The organism is Paraburkholderia sp. UYCP14C, from assembly GCF_004197395.1.
GTDB lineage: Bacteria > Pseudomonadota > Gammaproteobacteria > Burkholderiales > Burkholderiaceae > Paraburkholderia.
This window is the reverse complement of record NZ_SELS01000200.1, coordinates 1-2,337: the sequence shown is the minus strand read 5'-3', so window position 1 is coordinate 2,337 and position 2,337 is coordinate 1. Positions and strand designations below refer to the sequence as shown.

Below are 2,337 nucleotides of genomic sequence, written 5' to 3'. Positions count from 1 at the left end.
TCATGCCGCGCTTTCTCAGGCTCTGGTTATACGCCCGCGCATTCATCACCCGGTACCCCGGCTTCTTGCGCTTGCGCGGTTCACCCGTCTTTAGTCTGGCTTTATATGGCATTATTCAAGCTGGCTTCATGATGTTGCGCTTCTACACAACCCGCAGTATCTTTGCAATACCCCCATCCGGACAAAGCCCCGTCGAACCGGGTCAATCTCAGTTCGTGCCTTCGCTATCCAGTCAAGCACTTCGCGTTATGTGCCGATGGCAGGAGTGAATCCTGTTAAAAATAGGCTGCTCTTTAACGCAACCGGAACTTGCCCATGGTCACCCCTGTTCGCGGGACGAGTCCTGCCACGTCAGCCTTCCAGACATCTACGGAAGAAAGCGGCAATCCCACCAGCCGGCCCACTGCGAATCCATCTCCGCAGGCAAGAGCGCCTGGAGCCTTGAGTGGTTTGTCGCGACTGCCGCCTGGAATAACCTAGGATATTGCAGGGCGGATCGATCCTCGCAGCCGTATTGCGCTGGCAGGCACCAACCGACAGTTGTGTTCGCAACTTACGGACGAGCGGCGAGCTGCAAGGATTATTGTCCGGGATGCGCCGCCCGTGAGAACGAATCGGGGGTTCGATGCCGTGTTGCAGCGCATCGGGGAGCTTCCGGTGTCTCTACGAGGTGAGGCGCTGGAGGCACTCGGCGACCGTATCTGGTCCCTGCCGCAAGCGGCCCGGGCAGCGCAGTTCGACAGGGTGTTCGGCGCCATCGGGCAACTGCCTGCCGACCACCGCAGCGTCCCGCTGGCCGCACTCGGTCCCCAGATCAATTCCCTGCCGCAAGCGGCCCGGACAGCGCGGTTTGACAGCGTGTTCGGCGCCATCGGGCAACTGCCTGCCCAACACCGCAGCGTCCCGCTGGCCGCACTCGGTCGCCAGATCCATGCCCTGCCACACGCGGCCGAGGCAGCGCAGTTCGACAGCGTGTTCGGCGCCATCGGGCAGTTGCCTGCCCAACACCGCAGCGCCCCGCTGGCCGCACTCGGTGACCGTATCTGGTCCCTGCCGCAAGCGGCCCGAATAGCGCAGTTCGACAGCGTGCTCGGCGCCATTGGGCAGTTGCCTGCCCAACATCGCAGCGCCCCGCTGGCCGCACTCGGCCGCCAGATCCATGCTCTGCCGCAAGCGGCCCAGGCAGCGCAGTTCGACAGCGTGCTCGGCGCCATCGGGCAACTGCCTGCCCAACACCGCAGCGTCCCGCTGGCCGCACTCGGTCGCCAGATCGATGCCCTGCCGCAAGCGGCCCGGACAGCGCGGTTTGACAGCGTGTTCGGCGCCATCGGGCAACTGCCTGCCCAACACCGTAGCGCCCAACTGGCCGCGCTCGGCCGCCAGATCCATGCCCTGCCGCAAGCGGCCCGGACAGCGCGGTTTGACAGCGTGTTCGGCGCCATCGGGCAACGGCCTCCCGAACACCGCAGCGTCCCGCTGGCCGCACTCGGTCGCCAGATCGATGCCCTGCCGCAAGCGGCCCGAATAGCGCAGTTCGACGGCGTGCTCGGCGCCATCGGGCAGTTGCCTGCCCAACATCGCAGCGCCCCGCTGGCCGCACTCGGCCGCCAGATCCATGCTCTGCCGCAAGCGGCCCAGGCAGCGCAGTTCGACAGCGTGCTCGGCGCCATCGGGCAACTGCCTGCCCAACACCGCAGCGTCCCGCTGGCCGCACTCGGTCGCCAGATCGATGCCCTGCCGCAAGCGGCCCGGACAGCGCGGTTTGACAGCGTGTTCGGCGCCATCGGGCAACTGCCTGCCCAACACCGCAGCGCCCAACTGGCCGCGCTCGGCCGCCAGATCCATGCCCTGCCGCAAGCGGCCCGGTCAGCGCGGTTTGACAGCGTGTTCGGCGCCATCGGGCAACTGCCTCCCGAACACCGCAGCGCCCCTCTGGCGGTGCTCAGCCGGGAGCGAATCGGTTAAGAGATCGCGCGGTAGGGACGATGGTTACCCAGGTTCTGTCGCGATAAGGATGGCAGGCCGAGCATGTTGCCCTATATATAGGATTGCTTATGTCGCCAGCGAGTAGAACTGAGCGGCTGCCGTTCGGTCATCGCCGTCGTTTTTCATCTGCCCCTTGCGAATCATATGCATCACCTCAATACCAGAGAGAATGATGCGCGCACACCGAAAATCCTTGAAGCCCATCATCGGTCTGATGATCCGTTTGATCGCCCGATGGTCCTGTTCCACGACGTTGTTCAGGTATTTGTTCTGCCGGATCCTGATCGGGGTTTCGCGCTCGGCGTTGATGGCGTCAAGTGCGGCCAGATTCGCGCCGCTTTTGTCGATAGT

3 protein-coding genes are annotated in these 2,337 nt (G+C 64.5%); 2 read left to right on the top strand and 1 reads right to left on the bottom strand.

Annotated features, from left to right (window positions below):
- Both EVC45_RS46410 and EVC45_RS44195 read left to right on the top strand, forming a co-directional pair.
- On the top strand, nt 1-269 hold a 269-nt coding region (locus tag EVC45_RS46410), incomplete at its 5' end, for a hypothetical protein (RefSeq protein ID WP_211193597.1).
- Between the two features lie 361 nt (nt 270-630).
- Entirely contained in the window at nt 631-1,965 is a 1,335-nt protein-coding gene (locus EVC45_RS44195) for a hypothetical protein (protein WP_129964311.1), read from the top strand.
- Nucleotides 1,966-2,052: 87 nt separating this feature from the next.
- On the opposite strand, the gene EVC45_RS44190 is transcribed toward EVC45_RS44195, so the two are convergent.
- Nucleotides 2,053-2,337 (bottom strand): DDE-type integrase/transposase/recombinase (locus tag EVC45_RS44190; protein ID WP_129964310.1); only part of this gene is annotated, 285 nt, incomplete at its 5' end.